Origin of the sequence: Corynebacterium ammoniagenes DSM 20306 (assembly GCF_001941425.1) — a bacterium.
In the GTDB taxonomy this organism is placed as follows: Bacteria; Actinomycetota; Actinomycetes; order Mycobacteriales; family Mycobacteriaceae; genus Corynebacterium; species Corynebacterium ammoniagenes.
In genome coordinates this window covers 2,008,893-2,034,091 of sequence record NZ_CP009244.1, presented here as the reverse complement: position 1 = coordinate 2,034,091, position 25,199 = coordinate 2,008,893, and the positions used below count along the sequence as shown (strand labels likewise).

The 25,199-nt window shown below is 55.9% G+C and carries 22 protein-coding genes; 16 read left to right on the top strand and 6 right to left on the bottom strand.

The window, feature by feature from the left end:
- Positions 1–114: 114 nt before the first annotated feature.
- Positions 115–672, bottom strand: a complete 558-nt coding sequence (locus CAMM_RS09310) for a DNA-3-methyladenine glycosylase I (protein WP_003846422.1) — start codon at positions 670–672, stop codon at positions 115–117.
- Positions 673–780: 108 nt separating this feature from the next.
- Between CAMM_RS09310 and CAMM_RS09305 the strand changes: the two genes are divergently transcribed.
- Both CAMM_RS09305 and CAMM_RS09300 read left to right on the top strand, forming a co-directional pair.
- On the top strand, positions 781–1,194 hold the full coding sequence (locus tag CAMM_RS09305; RefSeq protein ID WP_003846420.1) for a DoxX family protein: 414 nt from the start codon (positions 781–783) through the stop codon (positions 1,192–1,194).
- On the top strand, positions 1,181–1,870 hold the full coding sequence (locus CAMM_RS09300; RefSeq protein ID WP_040354900.1) for a zf-HC2 domain-containing protein: 690 nt from the start codon (positions 1,181–1,183) through the stop codon (positions 1,868–1,870). Before CAMM_RS09305 ends, CAMM_RS09300 begins: the two co-directional genes overlap by 14 nt.
- A gap of 28 nt (positions 1,871–1,898) precedes the next feature.
- Here CAMM_RS09300 and CAMM_RS09295 read toward each other — a convergent pair whose 3' ends face one another.
- From CAMM_RS09295 to CAMM_RS09280, 4 genes are all read right to left on the bottom strand, one after another.
- Positions 1,899–3,053: an MFS transporter gene (locus CAMM_RS09295; RefSeq protein ID WP_003846416.1), complete on the bottom strand. Its 1,155-nt coding sequence runs from the start codon at positions 3,051–3,053 to the stop codon at positions 1,899–1,901.
- 129 nt (positions 3,054–3,182) lie between these two features.
- Positions 3,183–3,674 carry a hypothetical protein gene (locus CAMM_RS09290; RefSeq protein WP_003846415.1) on the bottom strand — a complete coding sequence of 164 codons (492 nt, stop codon included), beginning with the start codon at positions 3,672–3,674 and terminating at the stop codon, positions 3,183–3,185.
- Between the two features lie 49 nt (positions 3,675–3,723).
- Positions 3,724–4,608 carry a polysaccharide deacetylase family protein gene (locus CAMM_RS09285; RefSeq protein WP_003846413.1) on the bottom strand — a complete coding sequence of 295 codons (885 nt, stop codon included), beginning with the start codon at positions 4,606–4,608 and terminating at the stop codon, positions 3,724–3,726.
- A 31-nt stretch (positions 4,609–4,639) separates the two neighbouring features.
- Positions 4,640–5,653: an asparaginase gene (locus tag CAMM_RS09280; RefSeq protein ID WP_003846411.1), complete on the bottom strand. Its 1,014-nt coding sequence runs from the start codon at positions 5,651–5,653 to the stop codon at positions 4,640–4,642.
- A gap of 255 nt (positions 5,654–5,908) precedes the next feature.
- On the opposite strand from CAMM_RS09280, the gene CAMM_RS09275 reads away from it, so the two are divergent.
- The 4 genes from CAMM_RS09275 (at position 5,909) to CAMM_RS09260 (ending at position 10,307) form a co-directional block, all read left to right on the top strand.
- The gene (locus tag CAMM_RS09275; RefSeq protein WP_003846409.1) at positions 5,909–6,934 is read left to right on the top strand and encodes a LacI family DNA-binding transcriptional regulator; all 1,026 of its coding nucleotides are present in this window, start codon (positions 5,909–5,911) and stop codon (positions 6,932–6,934) included.
- A gap of 359 nt (positions 6,935–7,293) precedes the next feature.
- Positions 7,294–8,634: an MFS transporter gene (locus CAMM_RS09270; protein WP_003846407.1), complete on the top strand. Its 1,341-nt coding sequence runs from the start codon at positions 7,294–7,296 to the stop codon at positions 8,632–8,634.
- Positions 8,635–8,741: 107 nt separating this feature from the next.
- On the top strand, positions 8,742–9,524 hold the full coding sequence (locus CAMM_RS09265) for an SDR family NAD(P)-dependent oxidoreductase (protein WP_003846406.1): 783 nt from the start codon (positions 8,742–8,744) through the stop codon (positions 9,522–9,524).
- Positions 9,525–9,548: 24 nt separating this feature from the next.
- Complete coding sequence (locus CAMM_RS09260; protein ID WP_003846404.1) at positions 9,549–10,307, top strand: SDR family NAD(P)-dependent oxidoreductase; 759 nt, start codon at positions 9,549–9,551, stop codon at positions 10,305–10,307.
- Between the two features lie 121 nt (positions 10,308–10,428).
- Here CAMM_RS09260 and CAMM_RS09255 read toward each other — a convergent pair whose 3' ends face one another.
- Positions 10,429–11,988, bottom strand: coding sequence for a dolichyl-phosphate-mannose--protein mannosyltransferase (locus CAMM_RS09255; protein WP_171974907.1), 1,560 nt, complete (start codon positions 11,986–11,988; stop codon positions 10,429–10,431).
- A 13-nt stretch (positions 11,989–12,001) separates the two neighbouring features.
- On the opposite strand from CAMM_RS09255, the gene rsmI reads away from it, so the two are divergent.
- From rsmI to CAMM_RS09205, 10 genes are all read left to right on the top strand, one after another.
- Complete coding sequence (gene rsmI, locus CAMM_RS09250) at positions 12,002–12,841, top strand: 16S rRNA (cytidine(1402)-2'-O)-methyltransferase (protein WP_147581076.1); 840 nt, start codon at positions 12,002–12,004, stop codon at positions 12,839–12,841.
- Positions 12,842–13,053: 212 nt separating this feature from the next.
- Positions 13,054–14,910, top strand: a complete 1,857-nt coding sequence (locus CAMM_RS09245; protein WP_003846399.1) for a BCCT family transporter — start codon at positions 13,054–13,056, stop codon at positions 14,908–14,910.
- A gap of 65 nt (positions 14,911–14,975) precedes the next feature.
- On the top strand, positions 14,976–16,820 hold the full coding sequence (gene metG, locus CAMM_RS09240) for a methionine--tRNA ligase (RefSeq protein WP_050759841.1): 1,845 nt from the start codon (positions 14,976–14,978) through the stop codon (positions 16,818–16,820).
- 273 nt (positions 16,821–17,093) lie between these two features.
- Positions 17,094–18,338, top strand: a complete 1,245-nt coding sequence (locus tag CAMM_RS09235) for an MFS transporter (protein WP_040354893.1) — start codon at positions 17,094–17,096, stop codon at positions 18,336–18,338.
- Positions 18,339–18,417: 79 nt separating this feature from the next.
- Positions 18,418–19,248, top strand: coding sequence for a TatD family hydrolase (locus tag CAMM_RS09230; RefSeq protein ID WP_040354890.1), 831 nt, complete (start codon positions 18,418–18,420; stop codon positions 19,246–19,248).
- Positions 19,249–19,565: 317 nt separating this feature from the next.
- Positions 19,566–20,732, top strand: coding sequence for a resuscitation-promoting factor (locus tag CAMM_RS09225; protein ID WP_040354886.1), 1,167 nt, complete (start codon positions 19,566–19,568; stop codon positions 20,730–20,732).
- Between the two features lie 33 nt (positions 20,733–20,765).
- Positions 20,766–21,608 (top strand): 16S rRNA (adenine(1518)-N(6)/adenine(1519)-N(6))-dimethyltransferase RsmA, encoded by an 843-nt coding sequence (gene rsmA, locus CAMM_RS09220; protein ID WP_003846393.1) that lies wholly within the window; start codon positions 20,766–20,768, stop codon positions 21,606–21,608.
- A 43-nt stretch (positions 21,609–21,651) separates the two neighbouring features.
- A complete protein-coding gene (locus CAMM_RS09215; protein ID WP_040354981.1) occupies positions 21,652–22,623 on the top strand; it encodes a 4-(cytidine 5'-diphospho)-2-C-methyl-D-erythritol kinase in 972 nt (323 codons plus the stop codon).
- Between the two features lie 30 nt (positions 22,624–22,653).
- Positions 22,654–24,513 (top strand): ABC-F family ATP-binding cassette domain-containing protein, encoded by a 1,860-nt coding sequence (locus CAMM_RS09210; RefSeq protein ID WP_003846390.1) that lies wholly within the window; start codon positions 22,654–22,656, stop codon positions 24,511–24,513.
- Positions 24,514–24,583: 70 nt separating this feature from the next.
- On the top strand, positions 24,584–25,141 hold the full coding sequence (locus tag CAMM_RS09205) for an SRPBCC domain-containing protein (protein ID WP_003846387.1): 558 nt from the start codon (positions 24,584–24,586) through the stop codon (positions 25,139–25,141).
- Positions 25,142–25,199: the final 58 nt, after the last annotated feature.

Below are 25,199 nucleotides of genomic sequence, written 5' to 3'. Positions count from 1 at the left end.
AAACAAGCGCGTGTGAACACAGAGTCTTCAAGTTCTGTGACACACGCGCTTTGTCATATCACTATGTATTTTTCCATCGTCAAGCGAATGCGACCGTCCTAGTACAACGCCGGATTAGGCGGCATTGGATTGGCGCTGCACGGCCGGCACCATGCCGATGGCTTGCATGAGTGCTGCGATAAGCTGTGGTCCAATCAGTCTGAATCCATGAGCTTTAAGTTCTGTGGCTAGTTCGGTTACCTCTGGATTGGAGTCAATGAGCTCGGTAACGGTTGCACTTGGGTAATAAGACTGTGGATCATGTGCCCACACCATCGCTGAGAGCCCACCGTGTTCGCGAAGACCTACGGTAGCGCGTGCGTTGTGGATAGCGGCCGTAATCTTGCGCCTATTGCGAATCAGGGTCTTGTCTGCGATGAGGTCATCGATGTCATCGTCAGTAAAAGCTGCGACAGCATCCGGATCGAAATTGTGAAACCTCTCGCGCAGGCGCTCGCGCTTTTTCAACACCATGGACCAATTCAGCCCGGTTTGAAAGCCCAGCAAGGCAATGAGTTCATACAGCTCGCGTTCTTCATATAACTCACGTCCCCATTCATGATCGTAATATTCACGCGCCAGGGAAGAAGTCTGTGCCCAATCAGGATAAGAATCATCATCAAAAGAAGTCATGGTGTTTTAGACTGCTAATTTTCTTTGACCGTTCCCAACGCCTTAGTTGCGAAAATCTCACACCGCGCGCATTCGGTACACACTGAGTAACCAGGTAATCTGAGAAGCATGAACTCACCATTTGTCCGCGATGCTACGCTGCTGATTTTCCGCGTGGTACTCGGTTTGGTGTTTATCGCTCACGGGATAGACAAACTATTCTTCCCCGGCATGGATGACACCATTGGGCAATTTTCTGCCTGGGGAATTCCCCAGCCGCAGATTTTTGGATGGGTGGTCGCTATCGGTGAGATGGCCGCCGGCGCTTTGCTTGTGATCGGTCTGCTGGCAACGTTTGCTGCGGGTATGCTCGCATTGTTAAGCGCACTGTCAATTTACTTTGTGCATGTCAGCAATGGGTTTTTCGTGGAAGAAGGCGGGGTCGAATACGCCGCGGTGCTATGCGTGGCATTATTGATGGTTGTGGTATTTGGATCTGGTCGAGCAAGTTTGGATGGGGTGTTAAGCCGTGTTGAATCATGACCAGGTCCAAGAAGCACTATCCGCGCGCATGGATGGTGAGGACTATGACTTAGAAGATGATGTCATTGACACCCACATCGCGCACTGCGACAAGTGCAAGGCCTTTCAAGAACGCGCCGCCAAGCTGTCGTTTTCGCTAACTCCGCACACCCCCTTAGAACCCTCGCAGGAATTGGCCGAAGATATCCTGGCCCAAGTTGAGCCGGAATGGCGCCGGGTATCCGGTGGCCGGTTGGCTAGCCTAGCCGGGGCCCGGGTCGCACTAGTGGTTCTTGCCATCGTCTTTGTCATCTGGGCCATTACCTTGATTGTTGCCTCCGGCCCATTTACTGGTGTCGCAGAAGGTGGCGCGATGTTGAACCCGGATTCCAACCCGGTTGAAGCAGAACACCTCATTGAATCTGCGGCGCTGCGTTTAGGCCTGGCAGCGGGAATGATATTTAGCGCGTGGCGGCCCCATCACGTTGCGGGTCTTTTACCAGTCGTGGGCACGGCCTTTTTCTTCCTCGCTGGATTCGCCATGCGCGATATTGCCTTAAGCACGTTGAGCAGCAGTCAGGTCTATACCTTGTGCGGCTTGGGCGCTGCCCTGGTTGTCCTGGTGTGGACGTGGCTTGCCGATCGCGGTTATTTCCTGCGGCATATGTGGAAGAACCTATCCGCCGATCCTTATTAACTGCTGCGCTGTTAATGCGCAGCAGTGCTTAGACCAAATAACCGCGTCGGATTTGTACTGCGCGAACAACCGCGGAGCACAGCGCTAGTAGTGCAATGACAATCAGTGGTGCGCGGGCGCCGACGTGCGGGGTTACCAGGTCGAATATAAATGGAAACGCGAAGCCAAAATAGGTAAAGACGTAGTAAATACCAATCGCGGTGCCATGCTGTTTCATCGGCGTGTAGGTGTTAATCCCCAATAGCCCCTCGCGCAGGCATAAACCGTAGGCCGTGCCCAAAAGCAGTGCAGCGATGATGAAAATTAGCACGGTTAAGTCCTCGCCGCCGTATGCGGCCAAGCCATAGCCCAAGGTGGCAGCCAACGCACCGACGGTACCGGAGAGACGTCCCCAGGAGAATGTGCGAGCTAGATACTGCATGAGCAACCCCGCGCCAAAAGCTAGGGCAGCAGAAATTGCTGGTAGCAGGATGGGGCTATCGAGATGAGATGCTGAGCGGGCCGCCAAAATGATCACGGCGGTAGTAATACAGCTAAAGACCCAAATTGCCATGGGCAAAGAGACCGCGAGTGCCTTATTAAGGCTGCGTGTTTGACGGGGCGTGCTTGCGGATTCACCTTCAATGGGAATGCGCGGGGCATCGCCCAGTAACATTCCCATCACCACAGCAATGACGGAGAGCACTACGCTGACAGCAAAGATCAGCGGGAGGTTGGGCGTAGCTGCACCAATCAAACTGGCAACAATCGGCCCGATAGCAAAACCCAGCGTCAAAATAATACCGGCGAGGGTAACACCACCGCCGCCGCGCAAACGCCCCGCCCAGGCCGTACCGGCGCTCACAACGAGACCAACGCCAATGCCGACGACAAAGCGTCCTACCAGCAGCCAAGCACCGTCATGATTAAACAGCATCAGCAGATTGCCTAAGGCAGAGATAACTCCGCCGGCAAGGACAATTGGGCGGGGACCGAAGCGGTCGGAAAATACGCCACCCAGGAGCAAACAGGGCAGCATTCCTAAGGCATAGATACCAAAGGCTGCATTGACCATCAGGCTAGAGACACCTTGCTGGTCACGAATGAGAACCAAAGCGGAGGCGAAGTGATTAGCTGCCCACCCGGCTGTAAATAAGAGGAGCGCGACCCCGATAAACGCGCGCGTCGATTGACGAATGCTCATGGAGTGCAACCTTAATGCGCAGCAGTGGTCTTTACCGAGCTTTGAATTCTTTCTAGCCCCACCGTAGAAGAATCCACAGCGTTAAGCATCGCTTGTCGATGCCTCCCTGTCCGACGTGAAAGCACACGTTTAGGAAGTGTGATGGCGCAGATGGCCGGGGTGTGCCTGCAGATGCTGGTTCTCACCGAATGTGGCACTGACCGTGCCTTCGAAGTCACAGGTATGGGCGCCGAGAGCAAAGGCGGCAAGCTTCATATGTGCGGGCAAGTGTTTTACCGCAGTGAGCACCTCTGTCGCATGCGCGTCGTTGATATCGCTGACCGGCCAGGGTTCCTGGTTGTCGTCGACCCGCAGCGGGGCGGGGATATCTAGAACTGATTGTTCTAATTGCTCCCAGGAATTATGACGTGCGCGGGGGATAAGAGCTTGGATAAGTTCGTCGAAGGTTTGCGTCGGGGTGCTTGCGCCGGTGGGTCTTGTCACCATCCACCCACGTGGCATATCCACCACTTTGACCGAGGTGACCAATTTATTAAGACACCGTGCGATATCGCGCCGGCGAAGGGGGCCAGCAACGACTGGGCCAGCCCAGTCGGGCTTTATCCCGCAAGCACCACACATGACACAAACCTCCTTGACGACTTCGAGATACTAGCAGCGCTTATGCGCCCTACTTCTTCTCGCGAGGGTTCGCAGCGATGAACTCATCAGCGATCTGATCGAAGGTCGCGAACTCGACGCCGTCGTGAGACTGGAAGTGCTCGATGAGACGCTCCAGCATGAGCTGTACCTGCGGGCGGCCCGAGACATCGGGGTGCAAGGTGATGGGGAAGATCGCGTTATCGTACTCGCGGTAGACCCAATCGAACTGGTCGCGCCAAAGATCTTCAATATCACGAGGGCTGACAAAGCCGTGGCTGTTCGGCGAGGACTTGATGAACATCATTGGTGGAAGATCATCGAGGTACCAGCTGGCCGGAATCTCCACCAAGTCGGTTTCCTCGCCGCGCACCAAAGGCTTCATCCACTCGGATGCTGGCTTGTCGTAGTCAATCTTGGTCCACGAATCACCGACGCGAACATAGTAGGGCTCATGGTCGCGGTGCATCAGCGAGTGGTCATACTTAATTCCGCGTTCAATGAGCAGCTCATTGGTGACGTGGGAGAACTCCCACCACGGGGCAACGTAGCCGGTGGGGCGAGCACCGGTGCGCTTGGTAATCAGGTCGATGCAGTAATCCAGGATGTCGGCTTCTTGCTCGCGGGTCATCGCGAGTGGGTTCTCGTGTGAGTAGCCGTGGACTCCGATTTCGAAGCCTTCTTTGACGGTGAGGTCAAACTGCTCGGGGAAAGATTCAATGGAGTGACCAGGCCAGAAGAAGGTGGCGGGCAGGTCATACTTTTTCATCAGATTGACCAAGCGGGGCACACCGACTTCGCCGGCGAAGATGCCGCGGGAGATATCGCCAGGGGAGTCTTCGCCGCCGTAGGAGCCCAACCAACCGCCGACTGCGTCGACATCGATGCCGAACGCGATAGTAATTTTCTTGCTCATGATGTTTAAACCTTTCAAAGAATGAAGAGAATTAAATGTGTTCAGCTAATCCATCAGCCGGAATGCTGTGCTGTGTCGATAACAACAACGCCAGCAAAATTCTGGCTTGCGACCAGGGAAGATCCCCGAGGGAAAGCGCACCAGCGTCGAGAAGATCCGATGCTCCACCATTTCCATACAACGGAAGTACAGAGCCCGCCGGAACCCGAGTGGACAACGCCACGGTGGTTCCTGACTCCACTGCCTGCTGAGTCCACGTCAGCCACGCGTGGTTGCCATTGCCCGCACCAGTTCCCAAAAGGATGATGGCCCTAGCACCGGCATCCACGCACGCTTGTGCTGCGGTCGCGTCACTTCCGGGATAGGAAGCGACAACATCCACGCGCACGGTATCGAAGCGTTCATCTGGAAGAGATAGCGGCTTCGACCGCTGTGGAAAAGCATGGAAATGGACATGCTTGGTGGAAGAGATTGACTCGGCATCATCGGCACTGCTTGCCGCGGGAACATCTGCGACATAACCAATAGGACCTGCACCAGCAAAAGGAGAGGGATTAGTGGTGTGCTGCTTTGTCGTCCCGCGAGCAGGATGAATCTCGCCCGCGAAAGAAATCAGCACCCCGCGGCCTTGAGACTCCGTGGAACCAGCAATGGCGATGGCGTCTTGCAAGTTCAATGCACCATCTTGTCCGACGCTATCTGGAGTACGTTGCGCACCAGTGACGATCACTGGCTTCTCGCTAGCATGCACCAAGTCAAGAAGGTACGCAGTTTCTTCCAAAGTATCGGTGCCATGCGTTAATACCACGCCATCGGTGGAATCATCGCGCACCGCTTCCGCCACGGCTTCAGCGATAACGCGCAGATCCTGATGGTTGAGAAGATATGAACCTGTGGTCAGCACATCTTTTCCCACAACCTCATGAGAGCCACTATCGATGCTTTGGAGCAAATCATCGATGGACTCTGTGGCAGTAGCTCCCGGTGAGGAGCTCCTGGTGGATGCGATGGTCCCACCGGTTGCAAGAACGGTAATGCGTGCCATTGTGGAAGTTGCTCTCCTTCTCGTCGCGACCGCGCTCACCGAGGATCTGCATCTGTGCAGTGGCTCACGCGGTAAAAGCCATCTTCATTCACACAATCGTTTGTGTCAAGGGATTTCAGTTACTCTAAGGGAAACTCGCAGCAAAAGAACAAGAGATTTACCCTTCGTGGGGGTGGTTTTGCCCGCGGAAGGGCACAATAAAGGGTCGGATAGAAACGTCCACCGGATCAAATAAAGTGAAAGGCACCTGTCGATATGAACGCGAAGCCGCGCCGGGTTACCCTCCGCATGATCGCCGACGAGGTTGGCGTCGACGTGTCCACGGTCTCTCGCGTAATTAACGCACCTTCTCATGAAGCAAGTCGGTGGGCTTCGCCGTCGGTTGTGGAACGAATCCGGGATGTTGCAATCTCAAGTGGGTATAAGCGAAACCCTCACGCGGCAAGCTTGCGTACTAACCGCTCCGAATTCGTCGGCGTTATAGTGCCGCGATTGCAGGACTTTGTCCTGGCCACCGTCTTTGAGGGAATTGAGGAAGCCGCCAGTAAGCGCGGCTATTATGCCTCGGTTGCGAACTCTCTCGATTTGCCGGATCTGCACCGCAAGCGCGCCGAGTCTCTGATTGACCGCCGGGTAGATGGCCTGATTATCGGCGATGCCCATTTTCAGGAAACGTACCTCGATGAATTGGAGCGCCGCGGGGTGCCGTTTGTGCTGGTGAACCGTCACGCGGGAACGAAATATCTCTCCGCGACCACGGACGATGTTCTTGGTGGGGAGTTAGCTGCTGGGCACTTGTTGAGTCTGGGTCGGACGCAACCGTGTATCGTGGGCGGGCAGCTTTTTGCCTCCACATTCCGTGACCGATCAAAAGGCTTTCGCTCCGTTTTTCGTGAGGCTGGCATCGATATTCCAGATAGCCATATTGTTGACGGCCCCTTTGATGCGGCGGGCGGGCGCACAGCGATGGAAGATATTTTGGACCGCGGCATCCGTCCTGATTCCATTTTTGCGCCAAATGACTTTGCGGCCATCGCAGCTATGGGTGTACTGCGCGAACGTGGTTTTGACGTGCCCGATGATGTCGCAGTGGTGGGCTATAACGACACCCCGTTAGCGGCAGAACTCACCATGCCGTTGACTACCATTCGGTCACCCATGCATGAGATGGGGATTCAGGGCTTTGAATTGTTATGGCGTCGCCTTGAAGGCCAAGATCCCGCCTCCGTGCGCTTGGTTCCGCGCTTAGCTGCTCGAGCTAGCACCCTCGGGAGGGGGTAGCTGCTTTCGCGGCCGGTCTCAGAGATCGCGCTGCTTGATGGGGAAATCCCTGCCGAATCTACAGGGGCGGTAGTCCCGCTGGGGAAAATTCTTGTTGCGCCCATCACTAGACGTTTCGTGCGTGGCTGGTGTAACTTCCTTGCTCAAGGAGTTGCACAAACGATTGTGTGAATCATTGTGCGAAGTTAAGATCACGATAGTGGCACTTGGTAAACCGTGCTGACCTGGTGCTACGCACTCGGTTTCTAGGGATTACACCCAATGGCCAAACCCAAGCTCTGGGTCCGCGTACTAAATCGTGTGCAGCTCTGACTTAAAAAATTATCCCGTGCGTTACACCTCCCAGGAAGGGCAATGTAATGACTCAAGTTTCTCATCCCGTAAACCCGAGCTCGTCGGCAAATGATGCCGAGCCGTGGAATCGTGAGATTTCTAAAAAGACCGTCTACTACGTGTCTTTCGTATGCTTTCTCGCGTGGGTGGCATCGGTCTATGACTACACGCTATTTGGCACGTTACTTCCGGTAATTGCCGAGGACTTTGGTTGGTCTACCGCCCAAGCCACAGCTGTGAACACCTGGGCCATGGTGGGCGTGCTCATCGTCTGTCTGGCAGTGGGCACAATTATTGACCGCATGGGACGCAAGAGAGCTCTAATTCTCTTGGTCATCGGCGGCGCTATCAGCTCGGGGCTAACCGGTGCAGCAATTGGTGCACTATCGATGATTATCATCCGGTCCTTTTCTGGCTTTGCGGTATCAGAAGAAGTGGTGAACTCGGTCTATTTGAACGAGATTTACCGCAAGACCAAATCCCGTGGCTTTATGTTCAGCCTGGTACAAAGCGGCTGGCCAGTCGGCGCACTCTTTGGCGCGGCGATGACAGCGTTGCTGTTGCCAACCATTGGCTGGCGCTGGAGCTTTGTTCTCGCTGCGGCGGTCTCAATCATCGTTCTTGTACTGGCTACGCGTTTGCCAGAATCGCCAACATTCTTAGCGATGAAAGAAGTCCAACGCCGCATCGACAGCGGCAACCTTGAAGGGGCGCGCGCCCTGGCTTTGGAACAAGACATTGAAATGCCCGGGGCCAAGTCCGTGGGCTTTAAGGGAGTATTTACTCCGGAGCTGCGCCGGCACACAATTTCTTTGTGCTTGGCATGGCTTTTTAGCTGGATGGCTATCCAGGTCTTCTCAGTTCTTGGTACCACGGTCTTGGTCGAGGCCAAAAACTACGAGTTCACCGACTCCTTGACGGTTTTGATCCTCGGTAATGTGGCGGCGTTTATTGGCTATCTTTTCCATGGTTGGTTGGGTGACCGCATCGGTCGCCGCCCGGCTGTCTTTGGTGGCTGGTTGCTCGGTGGCCTAGCGTCACTTGGTCTGCTGCTGGGGCCGGAGACTTCCGCCTACGTGATTGCCATGTACTCAGCCAGCCTGTTCTTTTTGAACGGACCGTTTGCCGCCATGCTGTTTTACATGGGTGAATCCTACCCAGCACACGTTCGTGGCGTGGGTGCCAACCTGGCTCACGTGATGGCACCAGCCGGCGCCATTTTAGGCTCAGGCCTAATCTCCGTCTTGCTGGGAACAGGGCTTTCCATGACCGCGGCGGCAGTGGTGGCCGGCTCAGTCCCATTGCTGCTCGCCGCGTTGATGATGCTGGGAACCCGCAAAGTTGCGGTAGACACCAGCGCGGAATAGTACACCCTCGATGGTTCAAGCAGGCGAAAATTTGTGGCGCTAGGCTGGAAAACAGCCAGCTTAAGCGCAAAGACAACATCCCCTCACTCAAGTGGAAGGACAATAATTTGTTAACTCGTGACGATGGACTCGAAGGAAAAGTCGCTTTAATCTCCGGCGGCAGCAGCGGTATCGGTGCTTCTTTGGCAGTACTGTATGCCAAGGCCGGATGCGACAGCGTGATTTCCTATATTGAATCGGATGGACATGATCCACAAGAAGTGGTCAAAGCAGTCGAAGCAGAAGGACGTCGCTGCATCGCGGTGGCCTGTGATGTTTCTTCGGCTGAAGAAGTCGATAACTTCGCTCAGGTAGCTATCGATGAATTCGGACGCCTTGATATTGCAGTGGCCATGGCCGGAATCTTGCGCAAGGCATCACTGGAAGAGATGACGGATGAGCGTTTCAACGACATGCTCGATATCGACTTGGTCGGTGTTTTGCGTTTGTTCCGCTCGGCTGCCGCGCGCATGAACAACGGCGGAGCCATGGTGGCGGCCTCCTCAATTGCTGGTGGACACTATGGCTGGGGCGAACACCTTCACTACGCCGCAGCAAAATCCGGCCTGCAGGGCCTATGCCGCTCCCTTGCGGTGGAGCTTGCTCCTCGCCAGATCCGCGTCAACACCATCATCCCTGGGCTGATCGAAAGCCCACAGTCGTTGGACGGACAAAACTCACTCGGCAAAGAGGGCTTGGAAGCAGCCAGCAGCTACATCCCATGGGGGCGTGTGGGCACCACGGAAGAATGCGCACGCGCTATCCGTTTCCTGACCTCTGATGACTCGTCCTTTGTCACCGGCCAGCAGTTGATCGTCGATGGTGGCCAGACCGTGCGCTGGCCAAGCTAACCACACTAAACGAAGGAGAAAAGTATGACTTTCGGACCGCAACTCGAAGGAAAAGTAGCAGTTGTTACCGGCGCTGCCAGTGGAATCGGGGCAGCCATCGCCAAGCTCTATGGCGAACATCAAGCCCACGTCGCCGTCGTTGACCTCAACCAGGAGGATGCAACGCAGGTCGCCGAGGACATCGTCAAGCAAGGCGGCACGGCGAAAGCCTGGGCACTCGATGTCACTGATGCCGCTGCGACTGAAAAGGTGATGGATGAGGTAGCTGGTGAATTTGGCGGCATCGACATCTTGGTGACCGCCGCTGGTATTTTGGACCAGCAAGATTTCCTGGAGATGACCGAAGAGACCTTTGACCGGACCATCGGCATTGACCTCAAGGGCGTCTTTTTATCCGGCCGCTACGCTGCGCCGTACATGGTCAAAAGAGGCGGCGGGCGCATTATCAACATCGCGTCTCAAACAGCTATCAAGGGTGCCGTCAGCTTGGCGCACTATGTTGCCGCCAAGGCCGGTGTTATTGGCATGACCAAATCCATGGCACTGGAGCTGGCCGAGCACAATATTTTGGTTAATGCGATTGCGCCAGGCCCCATTGAAACACCACTTTTTGGTGCCATTACTCAACAATGGCGCGACGATAAGCAACAGGAACTTCCACTGGGACGCTTTGGCAGGGTCGAAGAAGTAGCACCTACTGCGCTGCTCTTGGCCTCATCCCCCGGTGGCGATATCTACACCGGTCAGACCCTGGGGCCGAACTCCGGCGATGTGATGCCTTAACCCCTTACTTGGCATGCTTGTGCTGCAGTACACCAAAGCACTGGTGCCGCTTCCAATATCGGAGCGGCACCAGTGTTTTTTCGAATATCTTGAATATCTTATTGTCAGCGCAACGTTGTCTTTAGCGCCAGTTCGGCAGCCACATCAGCGAGTTATACCACGACTCGGGAATGGTATAGCCGTAGAGGATGGGGGAGAAGTACACAAACATGGCGATGACCGCGCCAAGATAGCCATAGGCGGCAATCGTGCCCCAGGGGGCGCGCGCCGGGATGAGCCAGCGGACTTGTCTGCCGCGCCCGGCTAACTGGCCCAAGGTAAGCGCTAGCGCCACGATGACAAAGGGGATCAGCGGGGCGGCGTAGAAGAAATACATCTGGCGGTCATAGGCTGCGAGCCAGGGTAAAAATCCGGCGGCAAAACCAATCAGCGGTGGCAAAAAGCGGCGGTCTTTGCGCAGCAGCACGCACCACAGCGACCACAGCAAAACAGGGATAAGCAACCACCAGATAATAGGGGTGCCGAACAGGTAGATCATCTGCCGGCAGGTAGCGCCGTTGAGACATTCCAGATCAGTATTGGAAAAATACAGGATGGGTCGACCAGCCACCAGCCACTCCACTGGTTTGGAATCCCAGGGGTGAGAATGCCCGCCCGAGGTAGTTAGCGAGGCGTGAAATTCCAGCACCGAGGCGTGGTAGTAGAAAAAGCTCGCCAAGGTATCGGGAAGAATATTAAAGGAAGAATCCGCGGAGACGGTGCCATCGGCCACCGCGTGGCGGTAGACGGAGGTCTCCGAGGCAAACCAGTTGCGCCACGACCACAGGTATAAAGCCACGGGTAAGGCAACAATGGAGGCGAGGGCCGCGGGCACATCGCGCAGCAGCGTGCCAGTGATGTAGCGCTTGATGCTAAAGCGGCGGCGCAGCCACAAGTCAGCAAATACTGAGGCTAGGCCGAAAAACGCGATGTAATACAGCCCAGACCACTTCACGCCTAGGGCCAAGCCAAGCGCGACGCCGGCGGCAAAACGCCACCAGCGAAATCCCATGCGTGGGCCAAACACCGAATCGCCGAGGGTGCCGGCTTTCCACGCGTTATGCAGCCGGTTGTGGACTTGTTGGTGGTCGCGAACCAGTGCCCAGGCCGCTACCACGATGAAGAAGGTGAGGAAGATATCCAGCATGCCGAATTTGGATGTCACCAGCAGTACGCCGTCGAAGACGGCGATGATGCCTGCAAAGCTTGCCACCTGCCAGGACGCAGACAGCCGTCGTGCCAGCGACATGATCATCACCACGGTGCCCACGCCGAATAATGCGGACATGACCCGCCAGCCCAAGGGCGTATAGCCAAAGAGCATCTCGCCCCAAGAGATGATTTCTTTCGCCAGTGGGGGATGGACCACCAGTCCGTATCCGGGGTTGAGTTCAATTCCGGCCTTGGCTATATCCCAGGCCTGCGGCACATAATGCTTTTCATCAAAGATTGGGGTGCCGGAGGCGGTAGGAACAGTGAGCCCCACAAAGCGGGTGACAAAAGCTAAGGCGGCAATCACCAGGGTGGAGATGAGATCTGTGCGGTGCCACAAATAGACAGGCGGTGGCGCTGGCGGCGCAAACCGGGGGTTTCGGGCGCCGCGGTTTCCGGAGCGGGATTGAAGTGTAGGCACTTGAGTCATCATAATGGAATGTATGAACCCTCAAGACCTTCCGCGCGGAGTAGTTCTCGCAGCAACCCCATTGGGCAATATGGACGACGCGACAGAGAGGTTAAAGCAGGGGCTTGCCGGCGCTGATGTCATCGCTGCTGAAGATACCCGCCGGGTGCGCAATCTCGCCCGCGCCTTGGATATTGAAATTCGGGGTCAGGTTGTCTCTAACTTCGACCACAATGAAGCGCAGCGTTCGCAGCAGCTTATCGATGCCGCACGCACCGGCACAGTCTTAGTCGTCTCCGATGCGGGGATGCCTTTGGTCTCCGATCCGGGGCATTCCATCGTGGTGGCAGCAGCGCAGGCCGGCGTGCCAGTAACCTGTTTCCCAGGTGCTTCAGCGGTCACGACCGCGCTGGCTTTGTCCGGGTTATCCGTTGGCCGCTTTATCTTCGATGGTTTCGTGCCACGCAAAAGCGGGCAGCGGCAAAAGTGGTTGGAAAGCCTGCGTTCGGAATCACGCGCGGTGGTGTTTTTTGAATCGCCGCATCGACTAGCGGAGACCTTGGCGCAAGCCGTCGATGTCCTCGGTGCCGAACGTCACGCCGTTGTCTGCCGAGAGTTGACCAAGAAGTTTGAAGAAATCCGTCGCGGCACCTTGGGAGAGCTTGCCGAGTGGGCGGTGGACAATGCCCGCGGGGAAATCACCGTGGTCCTTGATGGGGGATCTGCGCAGACGGTTTCGGTCGAGTCTTTGCTTCCCGAGGTGGAAAAGTTAGTCAGTTCCGGGATGCGTTTGAAAGACGCCTGCAAATTCCTCACGGAGGGCACTGGAGTATCAAATCGCGAGTTATATCAAGCAGCACTTCGCGATTCATAAGAAATACCTGTTATGCAACGCACAACTGAAATAATGTTATTAAAACGTTACTTTCTGAGAGGATAATAAAAATCCTCTGCGGGATAACCGCATTGCGCATGAAGTTAACAGTTGTGATGTATTTTCTCACCTGGCAGCTTCATGGATTTATCCCCGTAAACGCCCTTTTCTTAGCTTGCTAGTACCTATCTTTGTCCAGCATTCTATTAGCTATGACTAATGGAGATCCTGATTTTTCACAAGAAAGGCAGCCTGGCAACAGCCAGGCTGAAAATGTTGATGGAGCAGTCACCCGGCAGGTGGCTGAGAACGACACCTACGAAACGAATGAATCTGCAACTGGTCAGCTGGCGTCCATGCTGGACACTGACTTCAATCCTTCTGCCCACCCTGTAGAAGAAGAGATCGAACTCGCTGCAGATCAAAAAGACGCCAAGATAGACTGGACGATCACCGGTATCGCCGGCGTCCTCGTTGCCGCAATCGTAGTATGGGGCGTCGCGCTTCCAGACAGCTTTGGAGACTTTTCAGGTAAAGCCCTGAATTTTGTTGTTAACAACTTCGGCTGGGCATTCATCCTGTTCACCGCAGTCTTTGTCGTCTTCGTTATTGCTATTGCCGCATCTAAGTTTGGCTCCATCAAACTGGGCGCGATCAACGAAGAGCCAGAATTCTCAACGGTATCGTGGATTGCCATGATGTTCGCCGCCGGCATGGGCATTGGTTTGATGTTCTACGGTGCATCTGAGCCACTCGCTTTCTACCGCGACGGCGTACCAGGCCATGAGCCCAATGAAGTGGGAACCGCCATGGCAACGGCCATGTTCCACTGGACCCTCCACCCATGGGCAATCTACGCGATTATCGGTTTGGCTATTGCTTACTCCACGTTCCGTATCGGCCGTAAGCAGCTGCTGTCTTCCGCCTTCATCCCGCTCATCGGTGAGAAAGGCGCTGCCGGTCCACTTGGCAAGCTGATTGACATCCTGGCTATTTTCGCCACCGTCTTCGGTACCGCTTGTTCCCTGGGCTTGGGTGCACTGCAGATCCAAGCTGGTTTGCAGGCTTCCGGCATAGTGGACAACCCATCCAACAGCGTTGTCCTAGGTATCGTTCTGGTTCTGACCCTGGCGTTTATACTGTCCGCACTTTCTGGCGTGGGCAAGGGCATTCAGTACCTCTCTAACGCCAACATGGTCATGGCAGCTCTGCTGGCAATCTTCGTGTTCATTGTTGGTCCTTCCGTGACCATCTTGAACTTGGTTCCAGGTTCCGTTGGTAACTACCTAGCTAACTTCACTGAAATGATTGGTCGCACCGCTGAGTCCGCTGACGGCACCGCTGGTGAGTGGCTGTCGGGCTGGACCATCTTCTACTGGGCATGGTGGATTTCTTGGTCCCCATTCGTGGGGATGTTCTTGGCACGTATTTCTCGCGGCCGCAGCGTTCGCGAATTCTGCCTTGGCGTCATGCTGGTTCCTGCTGGTGTTTCCACCATCTGGTTCGCAATTTTCGGCGGCACCGCAATCCACTTGGAGCAAAACGGTCAGTCCATTTCCGGTGAGTCCACTGAGGCAGAGCTGTTTAACCTGCTGCAGTCCTTCCCTGGTGGTTCGGTTGCCGCAGTAATCGGTATGATCCTGCTGGCTACCTTCTTCATTACCTCTGCCGACTCGGCATCGACAGTAATGGGCTCCATGTCCCAAAACGGCCGCTCGGACGCTACTCCGTGGCTGTCTGCCATCTGGGGTGTTCTCACCGCAGCCGTTGGCCTGGTGCTGCTGCTGACCGGTGAAGACGCACTGAATAACCTGCAGAACGTGACCATTGTTGCTGCATCACCGTTCTTGATCGTGCTCATCTTCTTGATGTTCGCGATTGTGAAGGACCTGCGAAATGACGTTATCTACGTTGAATACCGCGAAGCTCAAGCATTCCAGCGTAAGCTGGCCCGTGAGCGCCGTATTCACCGCGAAGTACAAGCAAAGCAAGAGCAGAAGCGTCGCCGTTCGGAGCGCTTCGCAAAGGCTGGCGCCAAAGTCAGCCCAAAGGCTAAGAACAACAAGTAGCTGATTGCCCCTGAAATTCTGGGGTGAAATTCACAGACGTTGACTACTTGGATAAAGTAGAGCGCATGACTGAGTCTTTAGTAGTTAACGTTGCCTGGCCGTATGCCAATGGACCCCGCCACATCGGACACGTGGCGGGGTTTGGCGTTCCCTCCGACGTGTTCGCACGCTTTCAGCGAATGCGCGGACGCAACGTACTCATGGTCTCCGGCACTGATGAGCACGGCACGCCGTTGCTGGTTCAGGCCGACAAAGAAGGTATCAGCGTTCGCGAGCTCGCAGACCGCTACAACCGCCAGATTGTTGAAGACCTCGCCGGCTTAGGCTTGTCCTACGACATGTTTACCCGCACCACCACCCGCAACCACTACGCAGTGGCCCAGGAGCTATTTACCGGGCTCTACGACAACGGGTACATGATTAAAGAGACCATGCAGGGCGCTATCTCGCCATCTACTGGTCGTACCTTGCCGGACCGCTACATCGAAGGCGAATGCCCGATTTGTCACGCCGATGGCGCACGCGGTGATCAGTGCGATAACTGCGGCAACCAGCTTGATCCCATTGACCTAATCAATCCCGTATCCAAGATCAATGGTGAAACTCCCGAATTCGTGGAGACCGAGCACTTCCTGCTCGATCTGCCAGCACTGGCAGATGTGCTGACGGAGTGGCTGAAGACTCGTGAGGACTGGCGTCCTAATACGTTGAAGTTCTCCCTCAACCTCATCAAGGACATGCGCCCACGCGCGATGACGCGCGATATTGACTGGGGCATCCCCATTCCAATCGAGGGTTGGGAAAACAATGACGCTAAGAAGCTCTACGTCTGGTTCGACGCGGTTATTGGCTACCTTTCTTCGTCCATCGAGTGGGCCTACCGCAGCGGCAACCCAGACGCGTGGAAGGATTTCTGGCAAGACCCAGAGGTTCGCCACTACTACTTCATGGGCAAGGACAACATCACCTTCCACTCCCAGATTTGGCCAGCAGAACTGCTGGGCTACGCCGGCAAGGGCGCAAAGGGAGGCGAGCTGCACAAATACGGTGAGCTCAACTTGCCGACGGAAATTGTTTCCTCTGAGTTCCTGACCATGTCCGGCTCCAAGTTCTCCTCGTCCAAGGGCGTTGTTATCTACGTCAAGGACTTCCTCAAGGAGTTCGGCCCGGATGCACTGCGCTATTTCATTGCGGTAGCTGGACCAGAAAACACTGATACCGACTTCACTTGGGACGAGTTTGTTCGCCGCATTAATAACGAGCTTGCCAATGGCTGGGGCAACCTGGTCAACCGCACTGTCTCCATGGCGAATAAGAACTTTGGCGAAGTACCCGTTCCAGCAACGCTGACCGAAGCAGACACCAAGATTTTGTCCTTGGCCGAAGAAACTTTGGCGACTGCGGCAGAGTACTTGGAAGCCTCGAAGTTTAAGGCAGCCATTACCGCCGCCATGCATGTGGTTGGTGAGACCAACGCTTATATCGCCGACCAGGAGCCGTGGAAGCTGGCCAAGGATGAGACACAACGTGAGCGCCTTGCCACGGTGCTGTGGACCGCGCTGCAGGTCGTCTCTGACTGCAACGTCATGCTCACCCCATTTTTGCCACACACCGCGCAAAAGGTGCATGAGACCCTCGGTCGCACCGGCGTGTGGGCCGCGACGCCGCAAATCCAAGAAGTACAAGATGATGCACCGGTGGATCTGATGGGCAATAACTTGCCTGAAGAAGGCCGTTCTTACCCCATCATCACCGGCGACTACGACTCGCAGCAGGCCACCTGGGCGCGCGTTGATGTCGTGCCAGGAACCAAGTTGGAAAAGCCGAAGCCACTTATCGCGAAGCTGGATCCTGAACTGGGAGTTACCGGTCCTGAGTGGGCACCGGTTATTCCTCAGCCAGAGGACTAATCCAAGAAGGTTTTCTATTTAGCTTAAAAATGTGGAGCGGGCCAAGCAGAATCACACTGCCTGGCCCGCTCCACATTTGTGTACAGCCTTCCGCCGAGCTTACTGGTATGACAGTTATAGAACAGGTGGCGTAGCGTATATGAGAGCACTATTTTTATGGTGCAACTTTTTTTATTTTTTATTGTGCCTCGTGCGCTTTTTATTTTTGGATACTCCGCAGCGCAATGCCTGTGTGTGAAGAAGATTAGTTTTATGAGAAGGTGGGTGGATTGCGTGGCTAGAAAGACCCGGGTGGGATTTGGGCTAGCGATTCTAGCGGTTGCATTGGTAGCGGTGAACTTGCGCGCAGGTATCGCATCTCTAGCGCCAGTTATTAGCCAGGTTGCAGAATCTTTTGAAGTCAGCAGCTCCACCGCAGGATTTTTGACCTCGCTGCCGGGATTTTGTTTCGCCATCATGGGGTGGCTAGCCGTACCCATCGCGCGGCGCTTGGGATTATCGCCGACATTGGTCACAGGTGGTATTGCACTCCTGATCGGTATTTCTATCCGGCCCCTAGTTAATAACTATCTGCCGTTTCTTATCCTTACCGTCTTGCTCATCTCGGGTATTGCGGTAGCCAATATCTTGTTGCCGGCGTGGATTAAAGAACATAGCCAAGGGCTGAAACAAGTACGGCTGATGATGATCTATACCGCCGTGCTTGGTGCCTCGGGTGCGATCGGTCCGCTGTCCGCATTATTTTTTGAGGGCTCAGGCGCTTGGCGATGGTCGCTTGGCGTATGGGCAGTACCCGTTATTTTCCAGGTCTTGGTCTGGCTTATCGTTTTGTCGAGGACAAAGCGGGATATTCCTTCGACTGGGGTAGTACCGGATGAAGATATAACCGAGCAGCCGCAAGCGGCAATGGCGAATCCCGCGCTGCAAGGTGCGCTGATGAAATCACCAACCGCGCTGGCGATGTTGCTCTTTTTCGGAATCCAGTCCTCCATGGCCTATGCGCAGATGGGTTGGCTGCCAGCAATTTTGATGGATGCCGGAGTAGCAGAAAATACCGCCAGCATTGGCCTCGCTGTGCTGGGTGGCTTTAACGTCATCGGCGGTGTTCTTATGCCGTGGCTGCTCTCACGTGTGGAAAATACGGTTCCTATCCCCGTCATTTTGGGCGCAGTGTCGCTGATTGGCTGGCTCGGCGTGAGCTACGCACCGACAGCCGCGCCGATTTTCTGGAGCTCACTGTTGGGCATCGGCGGAATGTGCTTCCCGTTTGTCCTATCGCTGTTGACCGCACGTACACGCTCGCCGATTGTCACCGCACGCTTGTCCGGCTTTGTGCAGCCCGGCGGTTATATCATCGCCGGTATTACGCCGTTGCTGATGGGCTTTTTGTACTCGGCCACCGGCAGCTGGGATGCGGCGCTTATTCTCGTATCCGTAATGAGCCTGGGCCTTATCATCTTTGGTATTCGGGCCGCGCGTAATATCTACATCGATGATGAGCTTGCTCAACAACATTAAGCGCTAACCCCGCCTCGCCGTGCTCCCCGGGGCTCCCCGGCTCAGCCACCCCACTGGGGTGGCTTTTATACTAGGTGTCATGTCGAAGAAAAAGCCACGTCCTACTCCAGTTCCTGCCGAAGGCATCACCGGAATGATTGATGCCCACACCCACCTCACCTCCTGCAACGATGAGATTTCCGCGCTGCTAGAGCGCGCCGTGGCAGCTGGCGTGGAACGCGTGTGCACCGTCGGCGACGGCGTGGACGAAGCAGAATTGGCCTTGCGGGCCGCACAAGTACACGATCGCATCTTCGCAGCATGTGCCATTCACCCCACCAAAGCGCACACGCTTGACGATGACGCCAAGGCACGATTGACCACCATGGCCGCAGATCCGCGCTGCGTGGCAGTAGGGGAGACCGGGCTTGATACCTATTGGATTAAGCACGCCCCAGAAGACACTGCGACCTTGGACGTGCAAGAAGAAGCTTTACGATGGCACGCCGAGCTCGCAGCTGAGGTCAATAAGACTGTAATGATCCACAACCGCGAAGCCGATGCGGATTTGATGCGCGTACTCGATGACAGCGCGCAGGCTCCAGATACTATGCTGCACTGTTTTTCCTCACCGCTAGATGTGGCGAAAGAAGCCATCGAGCGCGGATATATCCTGTCTTTTGCTGGCAATGTGACTTTTAAGCGCAACGATGAATTGCGCCAGGCGGCCGCGCTAGTGCCCGCGGAGCAGATCCTGATTGAAACTGATGCTCCTTATATGACCCCGGAGCCATTTCGGGGCTCGCGCAATGAGCCATCTCTGATTGGACATACCTACCGCTGCGTCGCGGAAGCCCGAAATCAGTCGGTAGAAGAACTGGTTGAACAAGTACGTGCAAACTTTGACCGCGTGCTCACGCCGAAAAACTAGTAGGACCGTGCACTTTCTGTGCCAAAACGCTGACCTGCGAAGATGGCTGGGGCAAGTGTGAGAAAATCCACATCTGGTGTCCCAGCTGGTAAGGCGTGTCCAATGTGGCGGGAGTTAACGTTGTTTGACGAGTTGTGCGGCCTGTCGCAATGATTTAGAAAGTCACGCAGTGTTATCGTATTGTTACTGATTGTTGTCCTGAAGGTTGCAATTGACTTTCCAAGTCTTGCCTCTGAAGCGTCAGTGCACTGCGGTGTCACTGACCAACCTTCGGGAAGATAAAAAATTGCACTCCCACATAAGTTTTAGAAGGTTTCATGTCTACCACGCACCACATCAAGCGAATCAATAACACGCGTTCGCTTCCACTGCGCCTGGCAACAGGCGGCATGTTGGGCACACTGGCTGTCGGCGGTGTCGTTGCGGTCAACACACAAAAAGATGTCACCGTGGACGTCAACGGTGAGCGCATCGAATTGGCGACTTTCTCTTCCGATATTGAAGGTGCACTGCAGGCAGCGGGAATTGATTATGAAGGCGATGACCTCATCTACCCAGCGCCCAGCGAATCCCTAGATAATGGGGAATCGATCACCGTTCGCACCGCAAAACCAGTGGCTGTTACTGTAGATGGTGAAGTAAAAACCATGAATTCCACCGCGTTGACGGTGGAAGATCTGCTCGGCACCATGGATGGTGTTTTGCCTGGCGCAGCCGTTTTGGCTGGTAACCAGGAAGCTGATGCAGACGAAAAGATTACGGATGGGATGGAATTGGAGGTCGTGAGTCCAAAGATCGTCTCCATCAAAGACGGTGGCAAGGTCACCTACACCAGCATCGCAGCCAAGACCGTCGGCGATGTATTGCAAGAGCGCGGTATTAAAGTCGATGCCGACGACCGTGTCTCCCCAGGGGTAGATGAAAAGCTCACTGCGGGAACCAAGATCGTCATCGACCGCGTCGAGACGGAAGAATTCGACGTCACCGAAGATTTCGATGCCGAGCCGAACTACGTCGATGATGAAAACTTGGCCAAGGGCGAAGAGCGCGTGGTCGAAGAAGGCATGTCTGGCGAGCGCCAGCGCACCATCAAAAAGGTCACGGTCAATGGGCAAGAAGAGTCCAAGGACGTCATTAAAGAAACCGTCCTGACCGAGCCAAAGCCTGCCACCATCGCGCGCGGCACGAAGGAAGAGGCCGCTAAGCCTTCTGGTGCTGCTGCACCAGCCGTTGCGGGCGGATCCGTGTGGGATGAACTCGCACAGTGCGAGGCAACAGGTGACTGGCACATCAACACCGGAAATGGCTACTCCGGTGGTCTACAGTTCAACGCCCAAACGTGGCAAGCCTACGGTGGCGGCGAGTACGCACCAGAGGCTTACCAAGCATCCCGCGAGCAGCAAATTGCCGTAGCGGAGAAGGTTCAGGCAGCTCAGGGCTGGGGCGCATGGCCAGCATGTACCTCCTCGATGGGTCTGCGCTAATAGCTTTGCCACATCTGCGATAAATTAGAGGGCATGTCAAAGTTATTAGGGCCCGTCGAAATTCGAAATCTGGCAGAAAAGCTAGATGTCAGCCCCACGAAAAAGTGGGGTCAGAATTTCCTGCATGACCCCAACACCATCCGCCGCATCGTCGCCGCCGCAGATTTAACTGACGATGACCACGTGGTGGAGGTAGGCCCTGGCCTCGGTTCTTTAACCCTGGGGCTGTTGGATGAAGCCGCGCACGTCACCGCGGTCGAAATCGATCCGCGCCTGGCGGGCGAGCTACCGGCTACCGTGCAGTGGCGCGCACCCGAGCACGTGGACAAACTCACGTTGCTGCACAAAGACGCGCTACGCATCGACGGGGAAGAACTGGGCACTCCGACCGCATTGGTCGCGAATCTTCCTTATAACGTCGCGGTGCCCGTGCTACTGCATATCTTGGAGTTGTACCCCTCGCTGCAGCGCGTTCTCGTGATGGTGCAGCTGGAAGTCGCCGATCGCCTCGCTGCTGACCCAGGCTCCAAAATCTACGGCGTGCCCAGCGTCAAAGCCTCCTTTTATGGCAACGTGCGCAAGGCCGGCAACATCGGCAAGCATGTCTTTTGGCCCGCCCCGAATATCGAATCAGGGCTTGTGCGCATTGACTTGTATCCGCCGCGTGAGCGTCCGAAAAAGCTCTGGCCGCTTATCGATGCCGCCTTCGCCCAACGCCGCAAAACCTTACGCGCCGCTCTTTCCGGGTTTTATGGCTCCGGCGCTGCGGCCGAACAAGCCCTGCGAGAAGCAGGCATTGAGCCGACCTTGCGCGGGGAAAAGATCAGCATTGATGATTTCTTAAGGCTCGCTGCAGTAGGTGAGAGCAATGTATGATCCTCACGACACCGGTGATCCGATTTATCGGCTGCCGCAAAATATGCCTAATTTGCAGCGCGAATGGAAAGCCCGCGCGCACGCCAAGGTTAATCTCCACTTAGGCGTCGGCCCCGCGCGCGAGGATGGTTTTCATGAGCTGTCCACGATTTTTCAAGCCGTGGATATCTCGGATGTCATCACCCTGCGCATTCGCGATGATATCGCCAGCCGCGGTGAGACACCGGTTGGCGGACCATTAAAAATTACTGGTCCCACCGCCGCTGGGGTGCCCACCGATGAACGCAACTTGGTGTGGAAAGCCCTGGACCGTCTCGCCGTGCATATCCCGCTGAGCTATCCACGCCTGGATGTCGAAATCCATAAACAAATCCCGGCTGCTGGTGGAATGGCAGGCGGCAGCGCCGATGCCGCAGCAGCGCTGATGCTTGCGCACAAGCTCTACGCCACCTACTTCGAGTTGGAAATTGCCAGCGAAGAAATCTTGCAGGAGATTGCCGCCGACCTGGGATCCGATGTGCCATTTATGATGATGGGCGGCACCGCCTTGGGTAAAGGCAGGGGAGAAGTGCTCTCACCCATGCTCACCCGCGGCAATTATCACTGGTGTTTGATTGCATCACACCAAGGACTGTCCACGCCCGATGTCTTTGGCAAACTCGATGAGATGCGGGAGGCATCGACAAGCGAAAGCTCTGTCCTCACGTCGTCTTTGGATGTCACGGACACAGCCCAAGCTTTAGTCTCCGGCGATGTGCACCGGTTGGCGAAGAGCCTGAAAAATGACTTACAACCTGTCGCATTGTCCTTGCGCCCAGATTTGCGCAAGACGATCGAGGTCGGCATCGATGCCGGTGCTTTGACAGGCATTGTCTCTGGCTCGGGTCCGACAATCGCCTTTTTATGCGAGGATGCAGAGCACGCCCGGGAAGTGCGCACGCAAGTGACTTTAGAAATTCCTAAAACCCGCGGCTATGTTGCCAGCTCACCTGCGCCCGGCGTTCGTATCTTCTAGCCCCCGTGGGGCTAGAATTGGTGATCAACTATGGCAAACCTCATCAATTTAGAAACAGTAACCAAATCTTTCGGCCTCAAAACCCTGCTGGACCAGGTCTCCCTGGGCGTTCAAACCGGCGACCGCATTGGCATCGTCGGCGTTAACGGCGGCGGTAAAACCACTCTGCTGGAAGTACTTACCGGCATCGAAGAGCCGGACTCGGGGCGTGTGTCCCATAATTCTGGGCTGCGCATGGCCGTGGTCACCCAGCGCTTTGACCTGGATGAATCCATCACTATTGCCGACGCCGTGATTAAACCACTCGGTTTAGAAACCTATGAGTGGGCCTCCAACGCCAAAGTCCGCGACGTACTCGGCGGACTCGGCATCGTGGAACTGGGGCTCGATACCGTGGTAGGCCGACTCTCCGGTGGCGAGCGCCGCCGAGTCAACCTGGCCGCAGCCCTTGTGCAAGATGTTGACCTCGTGGTTCTCGACGAGCCCACCAACCACCTAGACGTGGAAGGCGTGCAGTGGCTGGCCAGCCACCTTCTGGCGCGCAAGGTAGCCGTCATCGTGGTCACACACGATCGCTGGTTCTTGGATACCATCGCCACGCTGACGTGGGAAGTACACGACGGTCAGGTTGATTCCTACGAGGGCGGCTATAACGACTGGACCTTTGCACGGGCAGAGCGTGCCCGTCAAGCAGATGCCATGGAGCAACGCCGCCAAAACCTTGCGCGCAAGGAATTAGCCTGGCTGCGCCGCGGGGCACCGGCGCGTACCTCCAAACCGCGCTACCGCATTGAAGCTGCCGAAGCTCTCATCTCCGATGTTCCTGCACCACGTGACAGCGTGGAACTGATGGCCTTTTCCAAGCAGCGTCAAGGACGCGTGGTGGTGGAATTAGAAGATGCCACCATCACCACCCCTGATAACCGCACCTTGGTCGAGCACCTCACCTGGCGCCTGGCACCCGGCCAGCGCATTGGCCTGGTCGGCGTGAATGGTTCAGGTAAAACTACTTTGCTGCGCACCTTAGCGGGCGAAAACCCGCTGGCAGAGGGCCGCCGCATTGAAGGACAAACCGTACGCCTAGGATGGCTGCGCCAGGAACTCGATGACCTGGATCCCAACCGCCGTTTGCTCGATGCCATCGAAGATGTCGCCACCTATGTGCACATGGGTAAGAAGGAAATGTCGGCCTCGCAGCTGGCCGAAAGGCTCGGGTTTAGCCCGAAGCGTCAGCGCACCCCCATCGGCGATCTGTCCGGTGGCGAGCGTCGCCGTTTGCAACTTACGCGCGTGCTGATGGCCGAGCCCAATGTCTTGCTCCTCGATGAGCCCACCAACGACCTCGATATCGATACCCTGCAGGAACTTGAATCCCTGCTGGATTCGTGGCCCGGCACCTTGGTGGTCATCTCCCACGACCGGTACTTAATTGAGCGCATCGCCGATGACACGTATGCCTTATTCGGGGACGGCAAGCTGACCAACCTGCCAGGTGGAATCGAAGAATACCTCGCGATTCGCGCGGAGCAGGAAGCTGCCAATCCCACCGGCACCTTGAATCTGGGTGGGGTGGGGCAGAGCGAGGGGGCATCGACAAGCACTGCTGCAACCTCTGCCACCTCCACGCCGGATGCTGCTGCCAGCGCACCACGAACGAGTCTGAGCAATCAAGAACAGCGCGAGATTACCAAGAAGATGAATGCGGTCGAGCGCAAAATTTCCAAGCTGGACCCGCAGATTGCGCGCATCAACGCGGATATGGCCGCCGCTGCCGAACAGGTTGATACCGAGGCATTGACGCGGCTCGACGGCGAGCTCAAAGCAGCAGAAGCCGAACGCGAAGAATTGGAAATGGAGTGGATGGAGCTCGGCGAGGCCTTGGAGTCCTAGCCTGCCCGTCTGCGGGGCGTAGACTAGTGCTTTCTTCGCCCACTAGCCCCAATGAGAAAGGCATGCTGTGATGGCCGATACCCCACGCGATGAAGTAATTGCCGAACATATCCTAGCGCCCATTGACGTTGCATTAGAGCGCGACGATGGCAATGACGTGGTGGTCATGCGACGGGAATTTGTGCACACCCCGGAGAAACTCTGGCAGTTGCTGACACAACCTGAACTGCTAGCGCACTGGTCACCGATTGTGCCCAACCGTGTCCTGGATTCCGTGGGCCCTGCGACCAGTCGGGAAAACCCTGACGATGCTCCCGTCGACGCCGAGGTCTTATCCGTTGCTGCACCGCGCGCTGTCACCCACCGGTGGGATACGGAAGTGCTCGCCTGGGAAATCACCCCAATTGAGCGGGGCTCGTCTGAGCAGGGCTCCGTCTTGCAACTGCGCCAAAGCGTGGGAGATCCTGAATTTATCTCAATGATGGTGGCCGGCTGGCAGGTCTGCTTTGGCCGCCTTGCCGCGGAAGAAGATGGGGTTGACCGCGAGCGCGTGGTTGGTGAGCGCGCCATGGATTATGGCTGGAAAGAGCTTAATGAGCACTACCAAGCCACCTTGTTCGCCGACTAAGATATGACTGCTTTGTGATGCTGACCCATGCGTCGCTGACTCTGAGACGAAGCTGGCA